This is a genomic window from Myxococcales bacterium (assembly GCA_016712525.1).
Taxonomy (GTDB): domain Bacteria; phylum Myxococcota_A; class Polyangia; order Polyangiales; family Polyangiaceae; genus JAAFHV01.
This window is the reverse complement of the sequence record JADJQX010000007.1, coordinates 1,931,033-1,952,228: the sequence shown is the minus strand read 5'-3', so window position 1 is coordinate 1,952,228 and position 21,196 is coordinate 1,931,033. Positions and strand designations below refer to the sequence as shown.

Below are 21,196 nucleotides of genomic sequence, written 5' to 3'. Positions count from 1 at the left end.
TCAGACGTCGAACTCGCCCTTCTCGAGCAGCTCGGTGACGCGCCACAAGAACGCGTTCGCGGCCACGCCGTCGACGATGCGGTGATCGTACGACAGCGCGAGGAACATCACGGGGTGGATGACCATGTGGTCCTCGCCGTCGGGGCCCTCGACGACGACCACGCGCTTCTGGATCTCGCCCATGCGCAGGATGCCGACGTTCGGTTGGCTGATGACGGCACCGCCGAAGAGGTTGCCCTTGAGGCCAGGGTTCGTGACCGAGAACGTCGCGCCGGAGAGATCGTCGGCCGTGATTTTGCCGGTCTTGGCGCGCTTCGCGAGCTCGTCGACCGAGCGCACGATGCCGCGGACCCCGAGCTCGTCGGCGCGGCGGACCACCGGGACCACGAGGCCGTCCGGGGAGTCGACCGCGACGCCGAGGTTCACGTCCTTGAAGACGACGAAGGCATCGTCGAGGACACGCGCGTTGAGGCTCGGGTTCTCGCGGAGCGCGCGCGCCGTGGCGGCGACGACGAAGGCGAGCATCGTGAGCGACGCTCCCTCTTTTTTGTAGCGATCCTTGTTGGCCTCGCGAAGCTTCGACGTCTTGTGGAGGTCGACCTCGGCCACCGTGACCACGTGGGGCGAGGTGGCCTTCGAGTACGTCATGTGGTCGGCGGTGATGCGCCGACGCCGGGTGAACGGTACGACCTTGTCGCCGTCGACCGGGCGGTACGGGGGGACCTTGAAGGCGCCGAACCCGACCCCGGGGATGGGCGGAACGAAGCCTCCACCCTGGTTCACGAGCTGCGCGACCTGCTGGGCACGCGGGGCGGGAGCCGGGGCGACGGGCGCGGGAGCCGCGGGCGCTTGGGGCGCGGGCGCCTGAGCCGCGCGGAGCACGTCGGCGCGTGAGATGCGGCCGAACTCTCCGGAGCCCTGGACCTGCGAGAGGTCGACGTCGTTGGCGAGGGCCGCCTGCCTGCCGCTCGGTGTCGCGAGCGGGGCCGAGGCCGAAGCGGCCTGCGGAGCCGCCTGGGGCGCGGCCTTCGGAGCCTCGGGGGACGACGTCGGCGTGGTGACGCCTTCCTCGATCTGGCACACGGCGACCTTGAGCACGGGCACGACGTCACCCTCTTTGACGAGGATGGCCTTGATGAGGCCGCTCGCCGGCGCCGGGATCTCCTGGTCGGCTTTGTCCGTCGCGACCTCGAAGATGGGTTGGTCTTTTTTGACCACGTCGCCCTCGCGAACGAGCCATTTCGTGATGGTCCCTTCGGACACGCTCTCGCCGAGCTGGGGGACGGTGACGTCGATGATCATCCGGCAGTTCCTCGCCTAAGTGTGGGGGAGAGCCATTTCTATCGAGATGAGCCTCGGATCGCAACGGCCGGGATCGGTCGCCGTCGGCTCGGTCGTCGTGGGGAGAGAAGATCCGCTATCTTGCGAGAAAATTTCGCGAATCGGCGTGTGGGATGCCTCCGCGAGCGAGCGCGACGACCCGCCTGCGAGAGCGGTTGACCGCGGCGGCGTTCACCCCTACGGCCGAGCTTCATGGGCAACTCGGAGGGGCTTTGGGAACGAGCACGCGCGGCCCTCGCGCATCCGCGTCTCGCGCCCGCGATCCTGATCGTCGCGCTGCTCGTCCACGCGCCGTCGCTCGGCTCGGGGTACGTCGTCGACGATCACACGCACCGGTTCTTCGCGCGTGGAAACACCATCCCCGGCGGCCCGCGCGGGGTGTGGGACACTTACCGCTTCGCCGACGGTGGCGAGGGCGTGCGACGCGCGATCTCCGAAGGGCTCCACCCGTGGTGGACCTCCCCGACGTTGAAGCTCGCCTTCCTGCGGCCGGTCGCGTCCCTGCTCAGGTACGCCGAGGAGCTACTTTTCGGCGAGCACCCTGCGCTCGTCCACCTCGTCTCGATCGCGCTCTTCGCGGGGACGTGCGCGCTCCTCGTGGGCGCCCTGCGTCGGTGGATCGGGGGCGCGGCGGCGGGGCTCGCGGCGCTGCTCTTCGCGCTCGACGACGCTCACGCGACGACCGTGTCGTGGATCGCGGCGCGTCACTCCTTGCTCGCGGCCTTCGGTGGGGTGCTCGCGCTCTTCCTCGTGCTCCGCGCGCGTGATCGCGGAAAGGTCTCGGTGGGAGCGGGCGCGGCGCTGCTCTTCGCGCTCCTCTCGAGCGAGGCGGCGCTCGGCGCGCTCCCGATGCTCGCGGTCGTCTTCCTCGTCGAGGATCGTCGCCCTGCGCGGGCACGCGCGATCGCGGCCGCGCCGCTCGTCGCCGCCGTCGCCGTGTGGCTCGGCCTCTACGTGGCGCTCGGCTGCGGGGCCTCGTCGTCGGCGTACTACGTGGATCCCGTCCGCTCACCGTCGGCCTTTCTCCGCGTCGCCGTCGTGAGGTTGCCCTCCCTTGCGGCCGCTCAGCTCTTCTTCCCGCCGGCCGAGGTCGGGTCGATGCAGCCCGCGCTCGCGCCCGCGACCGCTCTCCTCGGCGTGGGGGCGCTCGTCGTCCTCGCCGTCCTTTGCTTCCGCTCGTCCGAGCGTCGGCGTGCGATCGCGCTCTACACCTCGTTCGTGCTCTCCCTGGTGCCGGCCTGCGGCACCAACAGCGACGACCGGCTCCTCATGGTCGCCGGCGTCCCCGCGTTCGCGCTCCTCGGCGTGCTCGGGCGAGGGGCCTACGGGGCCCTCCGCGACGTGGGCCGGTCGCGCGTGGCGGCGTGGGCCTTCTTCGTGGGTCTCGGGCTCGTGCACGTCGTCGCGGCGCTCCTCCTCGTCGTGCCACGATCGCTCGCGTTCTCTTCCATGATGGCTCGCTTCGTGGATCGTGGGGCCGAGACGCTCTTCGCGTTCGAGAGACCCGAGGACCACGACGTCTTGCTCGTCACGAGCCCCGACGGCCTCTTGCCCACCAGCATGTTCGTCTCGCGCCGCAACGCCGGGCTCCCCGTCGCGCGGTCGACGCGCATCCTCGCGCCCTCGCCTCGAGGTGTCGTCACCGTGCGCCGGCTCGACGATCGCACGATCCGCGTCGAGGCCTCCGAGGGCATGATGCATGACCCGTTCGTGGGCGCCGTGCGCGACACACCTTTCCGCGAGGGAGACGTGATCTCCGCCGGCGCGATCGTGGTGCGTATCGCCCGGACGAGCCCCGCGGAGGGCCTCGTCGCGATCGACGTCACGCACGAACGCTCGCTCGACGCCACGGACATCGTCCCCGTTACGTGGACGCGCGAAGGGCCCGGAGGGCGCCCCGGGTACGTGCGCTTCACGCTCCCCCGCGTCGGAGAGACGGCGTCGCTCGAGCCGGTCGACTTCACCGAGACCCTCACGGGGAAGTGATCCGGCGATCCCTCCGCTCAGTTGAGCCGGGGCTCGGCGATGGTGAAGTACCTGGACACACAGGTCCCGCACCTCGCGCAGTCGACCTTCGCCACGCGGAGCCGCCGCCCGCCGATCGTCTCGGCGGTGTGGTCGAGCACCCGCACGCTGCCTCCGCACGCCGGGCACGGCATGGCGCGCGCCGTCGGCTCCACGAGAGAGGCCGTGGACACTTCGATGGGGCGCTCCGCCGACCCGCCGGGCTCTAGCCGCGAGAGGGTCATCCGCGCCTCGAGGACCTTCTTCTCGGTGCGGTCGGCCTCTCGGCGTAACGTCCTGGAACGTTTGGGCTTTTTGGTCACGTTGGTCTCAGAGCTGCACGATGACGATGCGCCTGTCCTCGCGGAAGCTCACGGCGCCGGTCTCGCCGCTGCAGCCCCAGCAGGTGGTCCACTGGAGCTCGCGGCGCTTCGACGGGTTGTACGCGAGGGCGACGGGGGCGACGTCGCCGAGCATCACGAAGTAGCTCGCGGTTTTGTATTTCCCCGAGGGCAGCGGGAAGAGCGCGAGCACGAACGACGCCGTCTTGCTGCGCCCGGTGACCACGAGCACCTCGACGCCCGGGTCGGGGCTCCAGAGGATCGGCTGCGTGACGAAGGTGAGCCCCTCGCGTGGCGCTTGGGTCCTCCCGGTGACGGCGTTGGCGTCCGCCGGGTCGAAGAGGCGCACGTCGGCGCCGAGCTTCGCGAGCTCCGGCGCGTCGGCGACCATCTGCGCGAGCTCGGCCTTGTCGAGCTTGGTCTTGCGGAAGGGCTCGAGGTCGGCCGTCTTGGGGCGCTCGCCTCCCTTGCAGCAGCGAAACCCGAGATCGGTGGAGGTGCCCTGGGCGCGCCCTCGGCGTGCGCACCGATGCACGCCGGCGCCCGGCTCCTTCGCGCCGCCCCCGCGGACGGGCAAGCCCTGACCTGCCTCGGCCTTTCCGTCGACCCACTCGCGGAGGGCGCCCATCGCGCGGACGCCGAACCCCGAGCTGCACGAGCTCGGATCCGTATCGCAGACCGGATCCCACGCCGCACCGGTGGCGTACGTGTCGGCGTCCGGTCCTTTGCAAGCGCGCTCCCACTCGAGCTCCGTGCAGAGCCGCGCGCCCTTGTCTTGGCAGGCCTTCTGCGCGTCGTCGCGGGAGAGCTGCGTGGCGAACGGCTTCGACGGATCGTTGGGGTAGGGGAGGGCGTCGATCGTGAAGGCTCCGAGCGGGAACGGCGAGAGCCCCGCCGGCGCCCCGGGATCGCGGCCTTCGTCGCTCGGGAGTGTGCCCGAGAGCAGCACGCCCGCGGGCACGTCGACCGTCTTCCCGGCCTCGGCGGGGCTCCGGGGGCGGAGCTTCTCGGGCACCTTCGTGGCCGCGGCCGCGATGAGCGCACCGGCCGACTCGGACGACGTCGAGCGGGACTCGCCGGCGGTGGCGTCGGCCTCGAGGCGTGGCTCCACGGGAGTGGCCGCATCGGGCTCTGCGGCCTTGTCCTTTTTGCACGAGACGGCGACGCAGGCGATCGACGCCACGGCGAACCATGCAAACGCGCGAGACCCGAAGACAGGCACGGACCCCGTCTACCGTGAAGCTCGGGCCGTTGGAAGCCCGCTCGCACGGTCACCGGGGCGGCGCGAGCCTCCGACGAGCGATCGCCCCGAAGAGGGCCGCGAGGGACACGAGCGAGAACCCGAGAATGGCCGGGCTCATCGACTCCGACAGGCCCTCGAGCAACATGGCCGTCGGCGTACCTGGCGTCTTGGAGACCGCGAGGAAGGTCGTTCCGAGGTCCGCGGCGGTGGCGGAGAGCACGCTCGCGACGGTGGCGACGCACATGCCGTCCACGTAACGAATCGTCCGTGCGTCGGGCCGGGCCGCGGCGTACGCGGCAGAGACGAGCGCGAGCACCCCGAAGAGGAGCACGAAGAGGACGGGGGTCCCGCCATTTCGGATGAGGGTGAGCACGGGGGGCCTTTCGATTCGATCCGAGCGCCTACCTCGGACATTCGGGAGTAACCTACGAGGCGGGTCGGCGTGACCGAGAAATCGCCCCGGGGAGCGCGATTTCGGCGCCCCACGAAAACGTCAGGTCACGGCCGGGTCGCTCGTGGGTTCTTCGGGAGGCGGATGGATCGCGGAGAAGAAGCGCGTCTCGTGAGCGGCTTGAGGGGAGGCGACCGGCGCGCCTTCTCCGAGGTGTTCTCGCGCCTCTACCCTCGCATCTACTCGTTCGTCCTCCGGCTCTCGCGGCGCGCGGACGTCGCCGAGGACCTCGCCCAAGAGACGTTCGTGCGCCTCGCCCGGTCGGCCCCTCGGCTCACGGAGGACACCCGCCTCGTCCCGTACTTGTTCACCGTGGCGCGGAACCTCCATCGCAACCATAGGCGCTGGGAAATGCTCGATATTTCAAGGGTTTTTGCCTTCGGTGGAGAGGCTGACGACGTCGTCCGGGCGCACGACGCCCAGCCCGACACGACCCGGCGTCTTCGGGAGGTCGAGGCGGCGCTCGGGGGGCTCTCGGTGGCGAACCGCGAGGTGCTGCTCCTCGTCGCTCTCGAGGGCCTCTCGAGCGAGGAGGCGGCGTCCGTGCTCGGCATCGCGCCGGACGCGCTTCGAAAGAGGCTCTCCCGCGCGCGGCAGGCCCTCGACGAGAGCCTCCAGAAGCGCGAAAATCATCCTCGCGCGAGCGCCCCCGGGAGGCGGCCCACATGACCCACGACGACGTTCACGAAGAGGTCCCGAGGCTGCCCGACTTGCCCGCCGACCCGCGCGCGGAGCAGGCGGCGCGAAACGAGGCGCTCGCGACGTTCGAGGTCGCGCATGGCCGCGGCGTGCTCGGCGGGGTCGGGCTCACGCGCCTCGCGCGCGCCGGCGTCTCCGTCGGGCTCGTTGCGCTCACCGTGGTGTATCTCGACTGGGCCATGACGGTGGCCACCTCGCTCTCACGCTGACGCTTCAGGGCTTCGCGAAGAGGAGCACCCCGAGCGCGATCAGCGCGGCGAGAAGCGAGAGCGGCGCTGCGGCGAAGATGGCCAGGGCCGTCTTGGGGTAGCGCTCCATGAACCGAAAAAACTCCGTGCTGAGCCTCTTCGAGAACGTGACCGGGCACTCGACGCGGAAGTCGCCCGAGCGAATGGCGGAGAGCGTCGTGAGCACCTCGGTTGCCGACGGGTAGCGGCGCGTGGGCGATGGATCGAGCCCGTGCCGAAGGAAGTGGCGGATCTCGGCGGGCACGACCGGGTGCCCTTCGCGGAGGTAGGCCGGGTCGTGGATGGGCGGCGCAGGTTTGGCCACGATCTCGGCGAGCGCGCCTTCGACCGTCTCGGCCTTCACGTAGGGCTCAAGGGTCAAGAGCTCGTAGAGCGTGACGAACGCGGCGTAGAGGTCGGTCGCCGGGCCGATCGCGGAGACGTCCCCGCGGGCCTGCTCGGGAGCCATGTACCCGGGCGTCCCGAGGACTTGGCCGTGCGCGGTCGCGCGGCGCCCCGACGCGGACCCCGCTTCGGTCCCGCCTCGGGGATCGTCGTTCTCCGAAGCGCCGAGGCGCGCGATGCCCCAGTCGAGGAGGACGACCTCGCCGTAAGGCCCGACCATGATGTTCGCCGGTTTCACGTCCCGATGCACGACGTCCCGCGCGTGGGCGTGGCCGAGCGCGTCGACGACGCCGGCGAAGACGTCGAGCCGCTTCGACAGCGAAAACTCCGCGACCGTCGCCGGGTCCCCGCGCCGAAGATCCTCGATGACGGCGTCGAGAGGACGCCCCTCGACGAGCGGCATGGTGAAAAAGAGGCGGCCGTCGTCGCTCACGTCCACGTCGTGGATGGCCACGATGTTCGGGTGCTGAAGCTTGCCGAGCGTGTGGACCTCGTCGACGAAGCGAGCCACGAGCGCCTCGCTCACCGCCCGGCCGTGCATGCGCTTCAGGGCGACGCTGCGGCCGATGTCGTTGTCGAACGCGCGGGTCACTTCGCCCATGCCGCCCTCGCCGACGACGGCTTCGATGCGGTACCTCGCCTCGGCGCGGGGCACGAGCCGAACGCCGGCCTCGTCGCGATCGACCCGAGGGACGACCGTGGTTCGCGCGCGCCCCTCGAGGCGCGGAGCCGCATCGCCGCCGTCGTGCGCCAAGGTGTCGGACGTCGCGAAGCCGTCGGCCAGGGTTTGGGCCGTGGCGAGCGTCGCGTCGGCTTCGGTGGTCGGTTCGAAGGGAAGGGTCATGGGGGTCGCCGCCTCTCGGGCTCGGACAGGGTGGCTTGGGGCGCTCGACGCGCTACGCCGCACGCGGCGCCGCGTTACGGCACGAGCACGACTTTCCCACGGACCGCTCGGGCCTCCATCGCGCGGAGCGCCGCTCCGGCCTGGTCGAACGGAAACACGGAGTCGACGTGGGGAGATAGCTTCCCTTCTCCTACCCAAGCCATGACCTTCTCGGCGTGCGCCCGGTTCCGTTCGGGCTCGCGCATCGCGAACATCCCCCAGAAGACACCGACGATTTGGCAGCCCTTCAGGAGCGCGAGGTTCAGCGGGATCTTCGGGATGTCTCCGGCCGCGAACCCGACGACGAGGTGGCGTCCCTCCCACGCGATCGCGCGGAGGGCGGCCTCCGAGTAGGCGCCTCCCACGGCGTCGTACACGACGTCGACGCCACGACCGGAGGTGAGGGCCTTCGCGCGCTCCTTCAGGTCCTCCCGGGTGTAGACGATGCCCTCGTCCGCGCCTCGCGCCCTGCAAAATGCGACCTTCTCGTCGGTCGACGCGGCCGCGAGGACCCTCGCCCCGAGGAGCTTGCCGAGCTGGATGGCGGCGACGCCGACGCCCCCCGCCGCGCCGAGCACGAGCATCGTCTCCCCGGCTCTTAGCTTCGCGCGATCCTCGAGCGCATGGAGCGTCGTCACGTAGGTGAGCAGCGTCGCCGCCGCCGTTTCGAAGGGGATTTCGGCCGGGATCGCGACGCAGGCGGCCTCGGGCAAGACCACCCGTTCGGCGAACGCTCCGTGCAAGAGCGTGCCCGCCACGCGATCGCCTTTCGCGAAACGCGTCACACCCGCGCCGACCTCGGCCACGACGCCGGCGAGCTCCCCTCCGGGGACGAACGGTGGCGTCGGTTTGAACTGGTACTTCCCGTACGAGAGGAGCACGTCCGGGAAGTTGAGCCCCGCCGCGCGTACGTCCACGGCGACTTCGCCCGGGCCCGGGCTCGGCGCAGGGAGCTCACCGACCGTGAGGGCGTCGGGGCCGGTGAGGGTCGAGCAGAGCACGGCGCGCATCGCGCGATTCTACCCTTCTACCGCGCCTCAAGGAAGGTCGAGCGCACCGTCCCCGCGCGCCTTCGCGACGTACGCGCGGGTGTCGCGCAGCCGGGCGGCGAGGCCCACGAGTGCCTTGTCGGACAGGAGCGGTCTCCCCCGGTGGTCGTGGCCCATGACCGCCGCGAGGGACGTCTCGTCGAGGGCGTCGAGCGCCGCGACGAAGCTCGCCGAGAAGCGCTTCGTGCCATGGAGAAGCCTCGTGTTTCGGGCGAGGCCGTCGGGCGGCGGGGCCTCGTAGAAGGCACCGTCGTTGTCCACGAACAGCAGCCGACCCGTTCGAGGGTCTCGGCCGACGTTGGCTCCGCTCATGCGGTCCCAGTTGCCCGTGAGACTGTCGAACACGAGGAGCGTCGACATGTCGGCGAGGAAGGGCGTGTCGTCGGCGTTGCCGGCGTCACGGGAGCCCTCGAGCCCCCGCTTCCACCGTGAAAGGAGCGGCTCGCGCTCGATCTCGGGAAACGTAAGATCATGAATCCATGGAAGAATTGCGCCTGGGACCCGCCCGTCGGGGTCGGCCACCAGCTCGGCCTCGAGCAGCTCACGGGTCGCGCCGCTCGTGAGGCGGAGCAGTTCGTCTCGCCCGAAGCACCGGACCCCCGCCTCGGGCACCGCGTCGAGCCCGAGCGCGAGCGCGAGCCTGCGCGCCGCCACCTCACCCCGAAACCGGTTCTTCCCGCGTCGTGTGTTGGGCTTCCAGGCCGCCTCGAGCCCTCCCTCGAGGCGCACCTTGAGCACGACCGAGGTGTGGCCGATCGCCTTGCCGCCGAGGAGCTTCGCGTCGAGGAAGGCAGGACGAACGTCGGGAGGTCTTGCGGGCCTGGCGACGGCGACGTCGACGGTCTGCGCGTCGGCAATCTCCGCAGCGACGTCGCGGACGACGTCCTTCACGGCCCCGTCGCTCGAGGGCTCGTCACGAGGCGCCGTGCCACGTGAGCACGCCGAGGCGAGGCCGACCAGGGTCGCCAGGAGGAGCGCTCGCGCCGCGCTCACGGCGGGTCAGAGCCCGAGCCCCGAGAGGAACTCGCGGACGTGACCGAGGACCACGTCGGGCTGCTCGATCGGCGCCGCGTGCGAGCCGGAGGGGAGCACCACGAGCTTCGCCTTGGGCATCCGCCGCGCCATGTGCTCGGAGAGCCAAGCGGGCGTGAAGGTGTCTTTCTCTCCGGCGACCACCAGGACCGGCACGTCGATCTCCGGGAGGTAGTCTTCCGACGTGTGCTCGCCGGCTCCCTTCAACATGCGCAAGAAGAGCGGAAAATCGACGTGAGTCATGTGCTGCAAGTAGGGCAGCATGTCCTCGTCGCGGATCTTCGCCGCGTCGACGTCGCCCGCCTTGCGCGCCATCTTCATCGCCATGTCGGCGGGGATGCGCGACCACAACGCGCGCACGATGTCGGGCTGTTTCGCGGCGATCTCGGTGAGCTTGGGGAGGAGCACGTCGAGGATGGGCACACCCCGGAACGACGACGTGACCTTGCCGAAGCTCCCGCAAAAGAGCACGAGCCCACGGACCCGGTCGGGTCTCTGGTGGTAGCCCTCGAGCGCGACCTGCACGCCCATCGAGTGGCCGAAGAGCACCCGATCGGCGTCGCCCGTCTCTCGTGCGACCTCGTGCAGGTCGACCGCGAGGGACGCGATGTCGACCTTGCTCTCGTCCGACGGGCGAGCGCTCCGTCCGTGCCCGGGGTAGTGCCAGTGCGTGACCGGGAGCAGGCCCCCGAGCTCGTCCCACAGGTACTTCCAGATGAACCCGTCACACAAGATGCCATCCGAGAGGACGGCATGGACGGGCCCTGGCGTTCGGCTCGAGTGCCTATAAAAGAGCCGCGTCCCGTCCGGCGCCGTTGCGAACCCGCGCCGCTCACCGGAGGGCGCGAGCGACCTCGGCCCCCCCGCGGCCTCGGCCTCGCGATCGGCTTCGGTCATGATCAACCGTCGTCGTCGTCGTCGCCGTCGACTTCGTTCACGCTCGGGAGCTTCTTGATCTCGAGCCGCGAGATCTTCCAGGCGCGCTGGACGACCCACGAGAGCGAGCGGTCGAGGCGAGCGGCCTCTTCCTTGATTTCGGTGAGCATCGACTCGGGGAAGTAGAGGCTCTGCTTCCGCTTGTCGGTCTTCGAGTCGGTGGTGCGAAGGTTCGGGATCGAGTCCTTGTCTCCAGACGCCAAGGGAGCCTCCTCTGTTCGATGCGTAGCGCGTTGAGCCATGTGCGCAGGGGGCGTGGGAATGCACGCATTCACGCACCTCTGCGACAGAAGAAGCCTATCAGCGCCCATGTGCCCCCTGCTACGACAATCGTGCCGAAGTCAGCCGAAGTACGTGATTTTTTCGTGGGCGACCCGGTTCGCTGGTCGCCGGAGGTGCGCCGGCGTGAAGGGGGCCGTTGGTCGCCGGGGTTTCGGGTAGGCTTCTGCGCCATGACCCACGAGCTTGCGGCGGTGCGGACGAGTCGACTTTCGGCCCGATGGTTCGGCCTCGCGACCGGCGCGGCAGGGTTCGGCCTCGGTCTCGTCGTCGCGGGCTCACGCGCCGACGCGACTCCGGCCGAGGCGAGCCCGTACGCGGTGACCGGGGAGCTCGCTCGGGTGCTCGTCGTCGCCGAGCAGAGCTACGTCGACCCCGTCGATCGGGACAAGGCCCTCCGAGGAGCCATCACCGGGATGGTGGGCTCGCTCGATCCGCACTCGCACTACCTCTCTCCGAAGGACTACAAGGAGTTCCAGAACGACACCAAGGGGCGCTTCGGGGGGATTGGCATCGAGGTCGATGCGCGCGGAGACGAGATCAAGGTGCTCTCTCCGATCGAAGGCGCGCCCGCCGCTCGCGCGGGGATCAAGCCGGGTGACGTGGTGGTCGCCGTCGACGGGGAGAGCGTGCGCGACTCGGGGGTCGAGAAGGTGATCAAGAAGCTCCGCGGCGCCGCGGGCACGAAGGTCAAGCTCTCGGTTCGGCGCGAAGGGACGCGAGGGATCCTCACGTTCGATCTCACGCGGGAGGACATCCACGTGCCCTCGGTGTCGTCGAAGCGCCTCGACGGAAACGTGGGGTACATCCGCCTCAAGCAGTTCCAGGACAAGAGCCACGAGGAGATGCTCACGGCCGCCGCGAAGCTCCGCAAAGAGGGCACGCTCGCGGGGGTCCTGCTCGATCTCCGCAACAACCCCGGTGGCCTCGTCGACGAAGCCTCCGAGATCGCCGACGAGTTCCTCGAGGGAGGGACGATCTACACGATGCGCCGCCGCGGTCAGACGATCGAAGAGGAGCGCGCCAAGGCCGGAGGTGCCTTCACCCAGATCCCGGTCGTCGTGCTCGTCAACGAGTGGAGCGCGAGCGCCTCCGAGCTGCTTACGGGAGCGCTCCAAGACCACAAACGCGCGATGGTGGTCGGCGCGGCGACGTTCGGAAAAGGCAGCGTCCAGACCATCCTTTCTTTGCCGAGCGGCGCGGGCCTCAAGCTCACGATCGCCCGCTATTTCACGCCCAGCGGTCACGCCATCCAGGCCGACGGCATCCACCCGGACGTGCTGCTCGAGACCTCCACCCGCCTCGCCGCCGACGGGGGCGCGCCCGTCGTCCGCGAGCGCGATCTCGAAAACCACCTTGCCCCCGAAGGGCCGCAAGGGGGCGCCCCGCCCGAGCCTCGTTCTCGCGATGCCGGCGCGCCCGGCACACCCGCGCCGACCTCGGAGTCGCTCACGGTCGCCGACGTGCCCGCCGATCCGACGACCTCGAAGGATCTCGTGCTGCGGACGGGCTACCAGCTCCTTCGCTCCAAGATCGAAGGCCGCTGACGAGCTGTCCGAGAATCGAAGCTCCGGCGACGCGCACGGAGGACGGCGCGGAAAGGGGGGACCCGCTCGTGGCCCCCGCACCCGGTATCCGACCCGAGCGCGTCACCCCCTCGGACGCGCTCGTGGTCCGCTACGGATCGCGAAAAACCTAACTATTCCACGCCTTTGCAGTACTTGACGATCTCGGTCTGGATCTCGGTCTCTTCCTTCGAGGCCTTGGAGGTCTCGCGGAGGAAGCCCTCGAAGTCGATCGTCTTGGCGCCCATCTTGTCGTAGGCATCGCCGATCGCCTTGAGGTTGTCGGCGTAGTCGTCCTTGAGCTCGTTGAGCTTCTTGTCCTTGATTTGCTCTTCACGGAGGAGCTTCGCCTCCTTCTTGAGCTTCGCGCCGATGTCGGAGAGCTTCGAGTCTTTGTCGGAGCGGACCTTGGCCACCTGCGTGTGCGCTTCGGTGACCTCGATGAGCAGGTGCCCACATGCCTCTTTTTTGGCGTTCTTGCAGCCTGACACCAGCGCCATCACGCAGAGCCCCATCGCGCACATCGTCCACGTTCGCATCGCAACCCCTCTCTCTTCCCGTTCCCGTCTCGTGTCGGCGCACGGATTGCGCCGCGCCACCCACGGGCGCAAGTCCCGAGACTACAGGCCCCCGAGGCGACGTGTCCCGCCGAAGGGACCAACCTTTCGACACGTTCAGCTTCGGAGGGTCATCGCCGCGTGCACGAGCGGCATGAGCAGCACGAAGGTCACCGCGACGAGGGCGAAGCTTACCCACGTCCACTCCGCAGGGGCGCCGATGCGCGCGAGCGACGCGAGCATGATGACGATGCCCAGGATCGCGTTCCCACGCGTGGGGCTGCGCCACAAGGTGAGGCTCGCGACCACGCCGAAGAAGGCCGACACGACGGCCGTGAGGCTCTTCCACCCCACGGCTCCCGGAGCCTTGAACCAAACGGCCAACGCGACGAAGGTCGCCGCGCTCCAGATGAGGAGAGAGATCGCGGCTCCCGTGACTGCTTTGCTCGCCGATTCGTCTTCCACGTGCCGTCCGGCCAACTGAGTGAAGCCCCGAGCTGGTCCCCTCCGAGGGTACCGGAAAACGGAGCGAAAGGGTCAACCTCGAACGCGAATCGCGTAGGTCAGCTTCGCGACGCTCTTCAGGACGTTCGGCACGCGCTTCCAAAGGTTGATGGAAGGGGGCCGCTTCTCTTTGACCTTGACGGGGATCTCGCGGGTCCGGACGCCGCCGCGGTCGGCGCGGATGACGAACTCGCTCGCGAACACGTCTTTCTCGACGAGGCACGCGCTGACGACGTCGAGCAGGGCCGACCTGCGGAAGGCCTTGAGGCCGTGCGTGTCCGTGCCCCTGAAGCCGAGCAAGATCCGGAGCATGCTCGAGTACGCGATGCTCGCCACGTGGCGGAACACCGGGCGCTCGTCCTCGGCGCCGGAGGCGAGCTTCGAACCGATGACGAGGTCGGCTTCGCCCGTCTCGAGGATCTCGACGGCGCGCCGGTGGAAATCGGTGTCGCAGAGGTCGATCTCCTCGCAGACCACGAACTCGCCGCGCGAGAGCAAGATGCCCTCTTTCAGCGCGCGACCGTAGTTGGGCTCGCCCATCGAGATGATCTTCACCTCACCGGGCAGCTCGGTGGCGAGCTCTTCGCCGATCCGTACGGTGCCGTCCTTCGAGCCGTTCTCGGCGAGGATGATTTCGTACGTCCACCCGAACGGCGCGAGGCGCTCGCGCAGCTCCGAGACGGCCTGACGCAAGATGCGCTCTTCGTTGTAGACGGGAATGACGATCGAAATCCGCGGGGGGGTGCTCATCCTCGGTGGGCCGGTTCCTAGCAGAGGCGCGAAGGCCCCGGAAGCCCGAAACCCGCCCCGGGTGCGAAGCGGCACTTTGCCGGGGCGCGCCCCCGAACTAAGGTGCCCGCCATGCGGAAGCTCTTCCCCTTGGTCGTCGTCATGCTCGCCACCGCCGCCTGCAAGGACGATCCTCCCCCGGCACCTCCGAAGACCGAGGCCAAGAAGCCCACGCCCGTCCCGAGCGACTTCGTGGTCAACGACTTCTTCACCGACGACACGAAGGTGAAGGGCGTCGCAGGCGACGGCGGGGTGGCCATGGGCGATCTCAAGACCGACGGCGGCTCCGGGGCTCCCGGGGCGTCCCAGGCGCCCGCGGGGGACGGGCGCGCCGCGAAGCTCGTGGACGCGGGGCAAGAGCCGAAGGTGGCGCGGAGGTATGCGTTCGCCGCCGGGAAGGCCGAGAGCCGCGTCGGGCAGGTGCGTGTCGCCATGACGGTCGAGGTGCCGGGCGCGCCCCCGCAGCAGCAGGCCCAGCCGGCCGTCGAGGTCACGGTCAAGCTCACGCCGAAGGGGCCCCAGAAGGGCGCCTTTCCGATCGACGTGAAGATCGACAAGCTCGGGCTCGCCGAGGGCCAAGGGCTCGACGCCAAGTCGGCCGCCGAGGCTCAAAAACAGCTCGCGCCGTTCCTCGGGCTCACGGCCAAGGTCGACGTGAGCGCGCGTGGGGTCGTGGGCGAGATGGCCTTCTCGGGCGACGAAAAGATGCAGAAGCAAGGCGCCGCCGAGATCCTCGAGCTGCTCCAGCAGACGCTCGAGTTCATCGCCGTGCCGTTCCCGGAGGAGCCCATCGGCGTGGGCGCCAAGTGGGACGTGGAGAGCGTGTCGACCTCGCAGGGGAGCAAGGTCACGACGGTCACCCACTTCCTCATGAAGGATTGGGCGGGAGACGCCGGCACCCTCACCGCCGAGGTCGTGCGGTCGTCTCCGAAGGCCCCTCTCCGTGATCCGCGCATGCCAGGCGCGCAGCTCGAGGTGAACGGAAAGGGCACCTACACCTTCCAGGTGAAGCTCGATCGGCCGACGGTCAAGGTGTCGGGGGAGAGCACCACGCTCGCCAAGATCGAGGTGCCGAAGGGCGAGAAGGGCGGCGCGCCGCAGACGATCGTGCAGACCGTGAAGACCCGCCACTCGCTCGAGGCCCCCGCGAAGTAGGTCGCACGCCGCTCGAATCGACGGTCTCGCGAGGTCCTCACCTCGGCGTCGCGCGGTGGTCACGCCGCCGCGCGACAAACCTCCCCGCGGAGGATGCCATGATGCGAGCGACGGCGATTCGGCTCGAGAGCGACGTGCACCACGACCTTGCCCCGGCGGAGTGTCCGGGGGCCGCCCTCGCGCGGTTCGTCGAGCGGTACGACTGTTGCGCAAGTTCTGGAAAGTATGGAGCTTTTCAGGTTGGTTCGGGGCGGCTCTTTGCGCTCCCTGGGGACCGTGACGTGCGGGTGGGCGCCCGCGCGCAGGTGCCCGTGTGGGACACCTTGTCGCCGGTGCGTCACCCCGACACACGCAGCCGGGGCGAGGCCATGCGCGCGCTCGCGCCGCTCGTGACGAGCCTCGGGGTGGCGGTCTCGTCGGACCTCGGCGCGTGCACGGCGGGCATCGAGCTCGTGTCGCTCCTCGTCGACGTCCTCTACGACGGCGCGTCGGGGCGGCTCGTCCCGGAGCCACGGTTTCTCTTCGTGGGGCAGGCGCCCCTCCCGGGCGGGCAGGGCGCGCGTGGTCATCTCGTGGTCCTCGACCCGCTCGGCGATCGTGACGAGCCGCGCGGCTCGGCGAAAGTGGCGTGGCTCCAGGGCTCTCGCCGCATGCCTTGACGAAGGGCCCGTTACCCGCGAAAAGACGGAGGCGACGCGGGCCCCGTTCGGTCCGCGCGCGAGAAGGAGCGCGCGATGGCGGAAGGCTTGAACAAGGTGATGCTGCTCGGCAATTTGGGTGCGGACCCCGAGCTGCGAATGACGGCAGGGGGCCAAGCGATCCTCAAGCTTCGCCTCGCGACGACCGAGTCGTACCTCGACAAAAGCAACACACGCCAAGAGCGCACCGAGTGGCACTCGGTCACCGTGTGGGGCAAACGCGGCGAGGCGCTCGCGAAGATCCTCGCGAAGGGCTCGAACATCTTCATCGAGGGCTCGCTCCGCACCTCGAGCTACGAAAACGGCGGCGAGGAGCGCTACCGCACCGAGATCGTGGCGAACAACATCCTCCTCACGGGGGGTGGGCGCGGTCGCGGCGGCGAGGCAGGGCGCTCCGGTGACGACTTCGGCGGGCCTCCTCCCGAGCGCCGCGGCGGTGGCGGTGGCGGCTACGGGGGTGGTGGTGGTGGCGGTGGCGGCTACGGGGGCGGCGGCGGTGGCGGCGGTGGTGGCGGTCGCGCTCCCCAGCGCGAGGCCCCGGCGGCCCCCCAAGACGACTACGGCGATTTCGGCGGCGACGACGACATCCCGTTCTGAGCCCTTCGTGTCGTCGTAGGTCGACATGCAAACGAGGCGTCCCGGGTTTCCGAGACGCCTCGTTCGTTTTTCGGTCGTGCGGCCTCAGAGCGCCTTTTGCAGCTCTCCGATGGACTCGTCGAGGGCCACGAGGGCGCGGTCGAGATCGGCCTTCGCGACGTTGAGCGGGGGCGCCACCATCGTGCAGTTGAACTTGCCGAACGTGTAGACCCCGCGCTTGCGGAGCTCCGCGTAGAGCGTCTTCATGACGCCGAGGCCGCCCTCGCCGTGCCACGCCACGAGGGGCTCCTTGCCCTTCTTGCTCTTGACGAATTCGAGGGCGAAAAATGCACCGATTCCGCGGGCTTCGCCCACGATGTCGTATTTTTCGACGATGGGCGCGAGCCCGTCCTTGATCCAGGTCTCGATCTCGCGGCCGCGCTCGAAGAGCCCCTCTTCTTTGTAGGCGCGCACCGCGGCGAGCCCCGCCGCGACGCACATCGGGTGGCCCGAGTAGGTGTGCCCCGAGGGGAGCGCCTTCGTGTCGAAGGTCTTGGCGAGCGACTCGCGGACCATGAGCCCCCCGAGGGGCACGTACGCGCTCGAGACGCCCTTCGCGAACGTCATCATGTCGGGCACGACGCCGAAACGCGTGGCGCCGAAGGCCGAGCCCGTGCGGCCGAAGCCGGTCATGACCTCGTCGAGCACGAGCAAGATGCCGTGCTTTTCGGTGAGGGCGCGGAGGGCCGCGAGGTAGCCCTCGGGGTACACGATGACCCCGTTCGACCCGACGACGCTCTCGACGAAGATCGCGGCGACGCGCTTCGGATCTTCGTGCATGAGCACGCGCTCGAGATGCTCGATGGCGCGCTCGGTCTCCTGCGCGGGCGACTCCGAGTAGAACGGGCTCCGGTAGGGGTAGGGCGCGAAGAAGCGCGAAATGCCAGGGAAACCGGGCTCGCCGCCCCAGCGCCGGTCCTCGCCCGTGAGCGTGATGGCCGTCCCCGTGGAGCCGTGGAACGAGCGGTAGGCCGAGAGCACCTTGCGGCGCCCGGTGAGGTGCTGCGCGATGCGGAGCGCGTCGTCGTTGGCCTCGGCGCCGGCCGTGGTGAAGAACGTGCGGCACCCTTCGCCGGACGCGGCCCACGGCGAGATGCTCGAGAGCTCTTCGGCGAGCTCGGCGCGCTTCGCGTTGAAGAGCGACGGCGCCGCGTACCCGAGCTCGGCGGCCTGCTCCTGGATGGCCTTCACGACCTTGGGGTGGCCATGGCCGAGGTTCACGGCGATGAGGCCGGACCCGAGATCGAAGTACGACTTTCCGTCTTCGTCGAAGATGAACGAGCCTTCGCCGCGTGTGATGACGGGCGCGACGAGCCCGCCTTGGGGCAGCCAGGGCGAGAGGACGAACTTGGCGTGTTTTTCTTGGGTAGGGGAGGGCATGAGGGCCCCCAACGGTGCTCCCGGACGCGGCTCCTGGCAACCCGGAAATCGTGGGAAGCCTTGCGTCATCGCGGCGTTCGGCCTATATCCCGCCGGCCCTCCTATCCCTCGGAGGGCCGAGAAGGAGTCCCATGAAAGAAGGCATCCACCCCGAGTACCCCGCGGCGAACGTCACGTGCGCCTGCGGAAACACCTTCGTGACGCGCTCCACCCGCGGCGACCTCCAGGTCGACGTGTGCGGTGCGTGCCACCCGTTCTACACGGGCACGCAGAAGCTCATCGACACGGCCGGCCGCGTCGACCGCTTCCGCAAGCGCTACGAGAAGAAGCCCGCGAAGGCCTGATTTCTCGGCTCCCGAGCCATCCACGGCGCCCGCAGCTCTCGAGCCGCGGGCGTTCGTGCTTTTCGAGCGCGAGCTCGCGCCAAGGTCACCGGAGCTTCGTCACGTACCAAGCGCCGCGGAAGGCCGTCATCTCGGCGATGACGAAGCGCTTGGGCTTGTCGTCGATCGTGAACGTGAGCTTCGAGCCTCGCACGCGCCACACGGGCCGCTTGAGATCGTGCGCACGTGGCTGCACGTGGGTGAGCGCGTGCCCGAGCTCGAACGACACGAAACGCGCGCGCTCCATGGACTTCTGGCTCTTATGCAAGCGCTGGATATCTTTTAGGAAATAGGGCTTCACCTTCGTGTCCCACAGCTTGCCCGGGTCGTGGGCGTCGTGGGCCCTCACCCACGCGTCGCGCGGGTAGAGGAGGTCGGGCGCGAGCGCCGGATCGCCGGCCGCGATCGCCTCGAGGAGGTGCCGCATACGGAGCTCGAGCTCGTCACTCGCGGCGGGGAACGCGTCGTCCTCGACGCCCGCATCCCACTCTCGCCGCGGCTTCGGTCCCGCTTCGGCGTCGGACGCGTCCGTGAGAGGGGGAGTCGCGTCCCCGCCGTCGAGCCCGGCCTCGAGCACGGCCGCGTCGTACGACACGATCGGGACCGGCGTGCACGACGGCGCGAGGACGAGCGCGGCGATCATCCCGGCCCCGGAGAACGTGAGCGCACCCCGGCCGACGCGGCCCCACGCCCGCGCGGACCTCGGAGCCTCCTCGCGCCCACGCGCCCGGTTCCGGGGCGCCGTCATGTCATGCCAGGTTGGGAAGCGTCACGAGATCGAGGTGGAGGATCTCTTCGAACGCGCGGATCTCGGTGAGGCAGACCTCGCTCGGGCGCGAGAGGAGCCGGAGCTTGGTCGACGACGCGTCGCCGCCCTCGAACACGGTGTTCGTGACCTCTTCGATGTTGATGCCGTGGCGCTTGATCACGGAGAGCACGTTCGCCAGCGTCCCCACGCGGTCGAGCATCCGGATGACGAGCTGGAACCGCGCGGCGCGCACGTTCGACACGTTCAGGCAGTTCGGCACGGTGCCGTCGACCAAGAACGAGCGGATGACGCGCACCGTCTCGGTGGCGATGGCGAGCTGCGCCTGATCGGTCGACGCGGCGATGTGGGGCGTCCCGTAGACGAAGCCGCCGGTCGCCGAGGGCACGACGTCGAAGAGGTCGGTCGTGTACTCGCGCTGGCCCTTGGGCTCGTCCGGGTACACGTCGACCGCCGCGCGGAGACCGCGCGTCCTCACGGCCTCTTTGAGGGCGGCGTAGTCGACGAGGTCGGCGCGCGCCACGTTCACGAGCATGGCCCGCTTCGGCAAGAGGTCGAGGACGCGCTTGTCGACGAGCTGGCGGGTGCGGTCGTTGACGGGGAGGTGGAGGGTGAGGATGTGGCTCTTGCTCGCGAGCTCTTCGATCGTCTTCGCGTGACCGACGCCCATCTCGGCGGCGCGCTGGGCCGAGAGGCCACGGCTCCACGCGACCGGGTGGAGGCCGAAGGCCTTGGCGCGGACCGCGACCTCTTGGCCGATGGCTCCGAACCCTGCGATACCAATGGTCTTTCCGGAGAGGCCCTCGGCCTTGCCGTACTCGCCACGCTCCCACTTTTTGGCGCGGAGGGAGGCGACCGCGTCCGGGATGCGGCGGTCGAGGTTCACGAGCTGCCCCATGACGAGCTCGGCGACCGCGCCGGCGTTCTTGCCCGGGCAGTTCGCGACGTAAACGCCCCCTTTGCTCGCGGCCTTCACGTCGACGGTGCTGGCCTCGGCCCCGGCGCGGACGATGAGGTTCAGCTGGCGAGCCCCCTCGATCGCCTTGGCGGTGACCTCTTTCGAGCGGACGACCAGGATGCCCACGTTCTGGAGCTGGGTCTCGAGGCTCTCTTTGGTGAGCTCGGGCTCGTAGACGACCTCGATGGGGAGGGTTCGGAGCTCTTCGACGGCGCGGGGGTGGAGCTTGTCGGCGATGAGAAGACGCATGGAATGGCCGCGAGCATACCCCAAAACCGGGCTCCCGGGGCATCGGGCACGCGGGCCTTCGGTCAGACCTCGAGCGGGACCGCGCCCGAGCGTGTGCGGAGGGCGATGCCGTCCCCCGATTCGACCAAGAAGGGGCCGAGCTGGGCTTGGGCGTGCCGGGAGAACTTGGCCTCGAAGAAGCCAGGCTTTTTGCCGGATTTCACGCGCACGTAGAGGCTGTCGCCGGGGCCCGTCCGGAGGCCTCCTTCGAGCGGCTCGTGGGTGCCGTCGCTGAGGACGAGGAGGGGATAGCCCTCGCCGTCGTCTCCGACGGCCTGCACCGTGTAAGGCGCATCTTCGACGGTGAAGTAGGTCCAGTCGTACCCGTTGTCGAGGATGAAGCGGCCGTCGTCGGGGTGGCGGGAAATCCAGCCGTGCATGGCCTCCCCCATGCGGGGGTGCTCGACGAGCTCCCCGTCGTGGAAAAAGCGGCCGTCCTTGGCGAGCACGATGGTGCTCTCGCGCGAGCGCCCCGGGGGAGGGGGCCGGCGGTAGAAGTCTTCGTCGGGGGAAGGGGCCATGTCGCCTCACGATGTACGCACGAAACGCGTCGTGGTTCCCCGATTCGTCGCGCGGGGGCGGGCCTTCGTTCAAGCGCTTGACGCCCGTCGTTGGGCCTCCTACATG

General features: G+C 69.5%; 24 protein-coding genes. 8 read left to right on the top strand and 16 right to left on the bottom strand.

Annotation, left to right across the window (positions count from 1 at the left end; translation table 11 throughout):
• The gene (locus tag IPK71_25345; GenBank protein ID MBK8217064.1) at positions 1–1,299 is read right to left on the bottom strand and encodes a 2-oxo acid dehydrogenase subunit E2; all 1,299 of its coding nucleotides are present in this window, start codon (positions 1,297–1,299) and stop codon (positions 1–3) included.
• 234 nt (positions 1,300–1,533) lie between these two features.
• Here IPK71_25345 and IPK71_25340 point away from each other — a divergent pair, with 234 nt between their 5' ends.
• Positions 1,534–3,327, top strand: coding sequence for a hypothetical protein (locus IPK71_25340; protein MBK8217063.1), 1,794 nt, complete (start codon positions 1,534–1,536; stop codon positions 3,325–3,327).
• Between the two features lie 17 nt (positions 3,328–3,344).
• Here IPK71_25340 and IPK71_25335 read toward each other — a convergent pair whose 3' ends face one another.
• The 3 genes from IPK71_25335 to IPK71_25325 all read right to left on the bottom strand — a co-directional run bounded on the left by IPK71_25335 (position 3,345) and on the right by IPK71_25325 (position 5,302).
• On the bottom strand, positions 3,345–3,668 hold the full coding sequence (locus tag IPK71_25335) for a hypothetical protein (protein ID MBK8217062.1): 324 nt from the start codon (positions 3,666–3,668) through the stop codon (positions 3,345–3,347).
• Positions 3,669–3,675: 7 nt separating this feature from the next.
• Positions 3,676–4,869: a hypothetical protein gene (locus tag IPK71_25330; protein MBK8217061.1), complete on the bottom strand. Its 1,194-nt coding sequence runs from the start codon at positions 4,867–4,869 to the stop codon at positions 3,676–3,678.
• 88 nt (positions 4,870–4,957) lie between these two features.
• Positions 4,958–5,302 carry a hypothetical protein gene (locus tag IPK71_25325; GenBank protein MBK8217060.1) on the bottom strand — a complete coding sequence of 115 codons (345 nt, stop codon included), beginning with the start codon at positions 5,300–5,302 and terminating at the stop codon, positions 4,958–4,960.
• A gap of 189 nt (positions 5,303–5,491) precedes the next feature.
• On the opposite strand from IPK71_25325, the gene IPK71_25320 reads away from it, so the two are divergent.
• Together IPK71_25320 and IPK71_25315 are read left to right on the top strand one after the other, a co-directional pair.
• Positions 5,492–6,049 (top strand): RNA polymerase sigma factor, encoded by a 558-nt coding sequence (locus IPK71_25320; GenBank protein MBK8217059.1) that lies wholly within the window; start codon positions 5,492–5,494, stop codon positions 6,047–6,049.
• Positions 6,046–6,288, top strand: a complete 243-nt coding sequence (locus IPK71_25315) for a hypothetical protein (protein MBK8217058.1) — start codon at positions 6,046–6,048, stop codon at positions 6,286–6,288. Before IPK71_25320 ends, IPK71_25315 begins: the two co-directional genes overlap by 4 nt.
• A gap of 4 nt (positions 6,289–6,292) precedes the next feature.
• Here IPK71_25315 and IPK71_25310 read toward each other — a convergent pair whose 3' ends face one another.
• The 5 genes from IPK71_25310 to IPK71_25290 all read right to left on the bottom strand — a co-directional run bounded on the left by IPK71_25310 (position 6,293) and on the right by IPK71_25290 (position 10,853).
• Positions 6,293–7,555 carry a serine/threonine protein kinase gene (locus tag IPK71_25310; protein ID MBK8217057.1) on the bottom strand — a complete coding sequence of 421 codons (1,263 nt, stop codon included), beginning with the start codon at positions 7,553–7,555 and terminating at the stop codon, positions 6,293–6,295.
• Positions 7,556–7,629: 74 nt separating this feature from the next.
• Positions 7,630–8,604: an NADPH:quinone oxidoreductase family protein gene (locus tag IPK71_25305; GenBank protein ID MBK8217056.1), complete on the bottom strand. Its 975-nt coding sequence runs from the start codon at positions 8,602–8,604 to the stop codon at positions 7,630–7,632.
• A gap of 27 nt (positions 8,605–8,631) precedes the next feature.
• Positions 8,632–9,636, bottom strand: a complete 1,005-nt coding sequence (locus IPK71_25300; GenBank protein MBK8217055.1) for a hypothetical protein — start codon at positions 9,634–9,636, stop codon at positions 8,632–8,634.
• Between the two features lie 6 nt (positions 9,637–9,642).
• Positions 9,643–10,572, bottom strand: a complete 930-nt coding sequence (locus IPK71_25295; GenBank protein ID MBK8217054.1) for an alpha/beta hydrolase — start codon at positions 10,570–10,572, stop codon at positions 9,643–9,645.
• 2 nt (positions 10,573–10,574) lie between these two features.
• A complete protein-coding gene (locus tag IPK71_25290) occupies positions 10,575–10,853 on the bottom strand; it encodes a TIGR04563 family protein (GenBank protein MBK8217053.1) in 279 nt (92 codons plus the stop codon).
• Between the two features lie 210 nt (positions 10,854–11,063).
• On the opposite strand from IPK71_25290, the gene IPK71_25285 reads away from it, so the two are divergent.
• Positions 11,064–12,437 carry a S41 family peptidase gene (locus tag IPK71_25285; GenBank protein ID MBK8217052.1) on the top strand — a complete coding sequence of 458 codons (1,374 nt, stop codon included), beginning with the start codon at positions 11,064–11,066 and terminating at the stop codon, positions 12,435–12,437.
• Positions 12,438–12,589: 152 nt separating this feature from the next.
• Here the strand turns inward: IPK71_25285 and IPK71_25280 are convergent, their stop codons facing one another.
• From IPK71_25280 to IPK71_25270, 3 genes are all read right to left on the bottom strand, one after another.
• Positions 12,590–12,994, bottom strand: a complete 405-nt coding sequence (locus IPK71_25280) for a hypothetical protein (protein ID MBK8217051.1) — start codon at positions 12,992–12,994, stop codon at positions 12,590–12,592.
• A gap of 135 nt (positions 12,995–13,129) precedes the next feature.
• Positions 13,130–13,477, bottom strand: a complete 348-nt coding sequence (locus IPK71_25275) for a hypothetical protein (protein MBK8217050.1) — start codon at positions 13,475–13,477, stop codon at positions 13,130–13,132.
• Positions 13,478–13,549: 72 nt separating this feature from the next.
• Positions 13,550–14,266 carry a glycosyltransferase gene (locus IPK71_25270; protein ID MBK8217049.1) on the bottom strand — a complete coding sequence of 239 codons (717 nt, stop codon included), beginning with the start codon at positions 14,264–14,266 and terminating at the stop codon, positions 13,550–13,552.
• Positions 14,267–14,377: 111 nt separating this feature from the next.
• Between IPK71_25270 and IPK71_25265 the strand changes: the two genes are divergently transcribed.
• From IPK71_25265 to IPK71_25255, 3 genes are all read left to right on the top strand, one after another.
• Complete coding sequence (locus IPK71_25265) at positions 14,378–15,460, top strand: hypothetical protein (protein MBK8217048.1); 1,083 nt, start codon at positions 14,378–14,380, stop codon at positions 15,458–15,460.
• Between the two features lie 98 nt (positions 15,461–15,558).
• The gene (locus IPK71_25260) at positions 15,559–16,119 is read left to right on the top strand and encodes a hypothetical protein (GenBank protein MBK8217047.1); all 561 of its coding nucleotides are present in this window, start codon (positions 15,559–15,561) and stop codon (positions 16,117–16,119) included.
• A gap of 75 nt (positions 16,120–16,194) precedes the next feature.
• Positions 16,195–16,755: a single-stranded DNA-binding protein gene (locus IPK71_25255; GenBank protein ID MBK8217046.1), complete on the top strand. Its 561-nt coding sequence runs from the start codon at positions 16,195–16,197 to the stop codon at positions 16,753–16,755.
• A gap of 84 nt (positions 16,756–16,839) precedes the next feature.
• On the opposite strand, the gene IPK71_25250 is transcribed toward IPK71_25255, so the two are convergent.
• The gene (locus IPK71_25250; GenBank protein MBK8217045.1) at positions 16,840–18,174 is read right to left on the bottom strand and encodes an aminotransferase class III-fold pyridoxal phosphate-dependent enzyme; all 1,335 of its coding nucleotides are present in this window, start codon (positions 18,172–18,174) and stop codon (positions 16,840–16,842) included.
• Positions 18,175–18,305: 131 nt separating this feature from the next.
• On the opposite strand from IPK71_25250, the gene rpmE reads away from it, so the two are divergent.
• Positions 18,306–18,518, top strand: coding sequence for a 50S ribosomal protein L31 (rpmE, locus tag IPK71_25245; GenBank protein MBK8217044.1), 213 nt, complete (start codon positions 18,306–18,308; stop codon positions 18,516–18,518).
• Between the two features lie 85 nt (positions 18,519–18,603).
• Here the strand turns inward: rpmE and IPK71_25240 are convergent, their stop codons facing one another.
• The 3 genes from IPK71_25240 to IPK71_25230 form a co-directional block, all read right to left on the bottom strand.
• Entirely contained in the window at positions 18,604–19,305 is a 702-nt protein-coding gene (locus IPK71_25240; GenBank protein ID MBK8217043.1) for a hypothetical protein, read from the bottom strand.
• Between the two features lies 1 nt (position 19,306).
• Complete coding sequence (locus tag IPK71_25235; GenBank protein MBK8217042.1) at positions 19,307–20,530, bottom strand: D-3-phosphoglycerate dehydrogenase; 1,224 nt, start codon at positions 20,528–20,530, stop codon at positions 19,307–19,309.
• 62 nt (positions 20,531–20,592) lie between these two features.
• Complete coding sequence (locus IPK71_25230) at positions 20,593–21,090, bottom strand: hypothetical protein (GenBank protein MBK8217041.1); 498 nt, start codon at positions 21,088–21,090, stop codon at positions 20,593–20,595.
• Positions 21,091–21,196 lie beyond the last annotated feature (106 nt).